Raw genomic sequence first — 3,638 nt, 5'->3', positions numbered from 1 at the left:
ATGGCATATGAAATGGTCATGCCCTATCATCTTCATATGCCATCTTATTTTTTAGAGACATTTACTGAATATCCCTAGTTACCCAAACATTGTTTAGCCTGCATGATGCAACTTTCAACAGTAAGTTTCAAATTTGGTGTGAAAGCGAATTTATTTATCTGCATTTCCTTAGGAAGTTCATTGGCATGATTATTGAGCCATACGATCATTTCATTTAATTTCTCTTCGGAATAAGATTTCTTTTTCACCATGATACATAAATTCATGTCAACTGTGTACAAAAATAAAAGAACATATAATTCACGCGCTATCTTTTAACAAAAATATTGTTGAAATAAAACCGCTCCCACTTATCACAAGCCGGAACGGTTCAGATTAGTTACGTTTTGACAATCTACTTTATTCTTCAAGAACAAAACAATGACGAATTTGTTCAAAAGGATTTGCCTATTTCTAAAAATATTTTTTGTCACATTATTGCGTATTACAATAGATCCCCAAAACAAGGAGTAATTTTTGTTATGAGATTGGCTTCTACCCCACAATACAAGGCAAAAATACATAAAATTCTATTCTCTTCAGTTGATTGTGTAATCCAATTGGGAAATTGTATTTAAACAAATACCCCGACTCATCACGAGCCGGGGCAGTCCAATTTATAAATTTAAAGTCTTATGATGAAGATTGTCTGTTGCGCCAATGTTTTACTATCAGCACAACGACAAACAAAACAGTTACACAAACACAGGTAAAGCCTTTTTGTTTAAGCAAAGTGGATTCTTTTTTATCCTTTATGATTCTGACCGTTTTTCCTCATGGATATCGGAAGTGGTTTCCTTGTCGGCTTTCACCTCCGTACAGTCTTTGGTTGTAGTTTCCTTCTTTCTATTCTTGCTGAAATCACCTTCTACGTGACCGTCAGCCAGTAACAAAACTTTCCTGGTCGGGCTGTCAGACGGTTTTCTTGTACCATAAATCCGAAAATTAATCACGTAGTTGCCATTGGTTGCAATCAGTTCATTCAAAGAGATGATAGAGCCATATACGATGTTGACCGACTTACGAGTGCTGTCCTTTCTACACTCTTGGCAGTACACTGGACTATACGCTTTTCCAACCAGTCAACCTGCTTCCGCTCGTTCTCATTCTCCACCGAATCGGCAGACGCATTCTCCTTCCGTGCGTTTTGCGGTTTACACAGAATATGAATCCCAGCGGACAGCTTCCAATCCCTTAAAGCCCCAGTTATAGCCAACCAGTCATTTAATTCCATTCTGCCTATTGTTTATCTGATTGATTATAAAATACACACTTAAAAATCCTATCCGCTTGCACCATCGCTGCCAAAACACTAAAATCCATTGTCACGATATGTCAATAAAAAAGACTCTGCAAAATAAGAATAAAAAACGATTTACCAAAGAAGAATATAAATATATTGAATCGGTCTGGAATGTAAAAAATTATATTACAGGCCAGCATCATTTTTTAGTTAATTTTGCACCAATTATTTAATAAATATCTGATAACATTAGTTTAAAAAGCGTTATGTTCGTCTTGTAAATCGGGATATATGGATTCTCCAAATGAGAAGGGATAGTATGATTTTTCTTACATCATAAAGTAAATCTGACGGCATCACACCTCATATCGGCGAGAACGGTAATTGGTGGATAGGTATGACTGATACAAAAATAAAGGCGCAAGGAGCCAAAGGGGACGATGCCATTGCCCCCCAAGTTCAAATCAACGCCACGACAAATGAATGGGAAATCTCAACGGATGGCGGCAAAAACTGGAAATCGACAGGGATTAAGGCGACCGGGGAGAAAGGCGACAGAGGTGATGCGGTATTTGCGGAAAACGGAGTGGACTACACAAGTGATCCTGATAATGTCATATTCACTCTGGCTGACGGAAAGACCAAGCTGACCGTACCACGTACCAAAATATTATCTGTCAAGTTCAAGGATGGTTGCGATATTTTCTCGGTAACTTCCGTTAGTAATACAATTGATATTGAATTTATTGGTTTGACAACAGAAAATTATAAGGCTTTGGTTGCGGAATTGAGAAGCGAGGACGGTACTACAGATATAGAGATTGTGCCCCGTGCTGAAAATAAGGATGTGGAAATTAAGGAACCTGTATTTACGGATGGGAAATGTACCGGAACGACAGTCAAAATCAACAAGAAAGGAATAAGTGGAGAAAAGGCCGTTCTGAAAGTGACTCTTATAGATAACAACGGGCAGGAAATTTCAGTTTCCCGTATCGTGAAATTCTTTGGTGCGGGTGCTCTTGATGAAGCCGCCCAGAACGGAGGTAGCTTTATATTGTCTGATGACATTATTCTGGAGAAACCGGTTGAGGTGGCAAAAGGGAAGGAACTTGTATTGGATCTAAACGGTAAAACCATCTCTAATTTCTGAACGGATAAGCATCCGCGTGCATATATCCCTGGTTGATTGCCTCATTGACCAAGATACGGAGCTGTTTCATGTGCTTGGCTATCGTATTGTCCGCATTGCCCTTTTCCCTTAAGTATTGCTCAAAATCACGAAGGAATGTATAGGTAATATCCTTGAAGTCCAATCCGGAACGGAAGTCATTCAAGACCGCCAGTGTAGAGTGCAGGTTGTCCTTGGTGGACTGCTTCTTGTCCGAATTGTCAATGGCTGATTTGGCGAAAGTGGAGAAGCTGATATTCACGGCACTTTTCTTCTTGACAGCATCCTTCAGCAGTGAGAGTGTGGCAGGTATTCCGCGCTTCCAATACCCCAATTCTATGCCTTGCAGATACAGGATGTATTCATAGAGCATTGCGTTGAGTTCGTTAGATTGGTGGTGGTTAATGACTTGTGCCCCCTCACGGCTCCAGCACTCCGGTTTGAGGTAAACATTGGTCTTCAGGTAGATTTTCCTTTGGTTCAAATAGGCTTCAACCTGTACAAGAGCCGTGCCCTGCCTGTTAAGTGTGTTCTGGCGGTTATATACAAGACGGTATCTGATTTTATCCATTTTTCCGCAAAGGTGCGAAAAGATTAATGGAAGAAAGGTATCAATGTGGAACATTTCCACATCATCCCACACTATATGAGGATTTTTTCCATTTCACATATAATTAGTAAAATATTAACCAACTGATAATCAGATTAGTTATTCTTTTGGCATAAAAATTGTCCTATCATTATCGTAAAACAATAACCATTAAAAATATAAGATTATGAAAAAATCTTTTGTTGCAGTAGCATTGGTAATGGGATTAGGAACAACAGTGGCATTTGCCGAAAATTTGACCTCAGGTGTTGAAACAGTCATGGCAGTAAATGACTTCACCCCTATTGAAGTGAAAGACCTTCCGGCAGCGGTAACGGAAGCAATCGCCAAAAATTTTGCGGAATCAACCGTCAAGGAAGCGGCGGTGGAAGCGGCAGAGGATGGCAGCAAGACCTATCAGGTTGTTCTGACAGACAAGGAAGGAACTGAAAGTACGGTGTTCTTCAATGAAAAAGGTGAAATACTGAAATAATATATTTTGCGTCTCTTTGAATAAAGAATGAAGGTGTGTCGTAATACACGATGCGCCTTCTTTTTTTTCATTGACTATAAAAATCGACTCATTTTTTTAAGCTGCG

3 protein-coding genes and 2 pseudogenes are annotated in these 3,638 nt (G+C 39.4%); 2 read left to right on the top strand and 3 right to left on the bottom strand.

Features of this window, described 5'->3' with window-relative positions; genetic code table 11:
* Positions 1–74: 74 nt before the first annotated feature.
* Together RE317_RS20845 and RE317_RS20840 are read right to left on the bottom strand one after the other, a co-directional pair.
* The gene (locus RE317_RS20845; protein WP_085930340.1) at positions 75–254 is read right to left on the bottom strand and encodes a DUF6965 family protein; all 180 of its coding nucleotides are present in this window, start codon (positions 252–254) and stop codon (positions 75–77) included.
* 418 nt (positions 255–672) lie between these two features.
* Positions 673–1,076, bottom strand: a pseudogene (locus RE317_RS20840) (hypothetical protein); the annotation flags it as partial.
* A gap of 603 nt (positions 1,077–1,679) precedes the next feature.
* Between RE317_RS20840 and RE317_RS20835 the strand changes: the two are divergent.
* Positions 1,680–2,432: a hypothetical protein gene (locus RE317_RS20835; RefSeq protein WP_008669163.1), complete on the top strand. Its 753-nt coding sequence runs from the start codon at positions 1,680–1,682 to the stop codon at positions 2,430–2,432.
* Here the strand turns inward: RE317_RS20835 and RE317_RS20830 are convergent.
* Positions 2,428–3,021 (bottom strand): annotated as a pseudogene (locus RE317_RS20830) (phage integrase SAM-like domain and Arm DNA-binding domain-containing protein); the annotation flags it as partial. The gene RE317_RS20835 and the pseudogene RE317_RS20830 overlap by 5 nt on opposite strands.
* Positions 3,022–3,226: 205 nt before the next feature.
* On the opposite strand from RE317_RS20830, the gene RE317_RS20825 reads away from it, so the two are divergent.
* Positions 3,227–3,532 (top strand): hypothetical protein, encoded by a 306-nt coding sequence (locus RE317_RS20825; protein ID WP_005846463.1) that lies wholly within the window; start codon positions 3,227–3,229, stop codon positions 3,530–3,532.
* Positions 3,533–3,638: the final 106 nt, after the last annotated feature.

It is taken from the genome of Phocaeicola sp. GP0067, assembly GCF_031119655.1.
Classification (GTDB): Bacteria; Bacteroidota; Bacteroidia; order Bacteroidales; family Bacteroidaceae; genus Phocaeicola; species Phocaeicola vulgatus.
The sequence above is the reverse complement of the archived record's forward strand: the minus strand, read 5'-3'. Positions and strand labels throughout refer to the sequence as shown.

Bases quoted from the DNA above. Each gene is read 5' to 3' on its own strand.
- RE317_RS20835 (WP_008669163.1), top strand. From the start codon at position 1,680: ATGACTGATACAAAAATAAAGGCGCAAGGAGCCAAAGGGGACGATGCC.
- RE317_RS20825 (WP_005846463.1), top strand. From the start codon at position 3,227: ATGAAAAAATCTTTTGTTGCAGTAGCATTGGTAATGGGATTAGGAACA.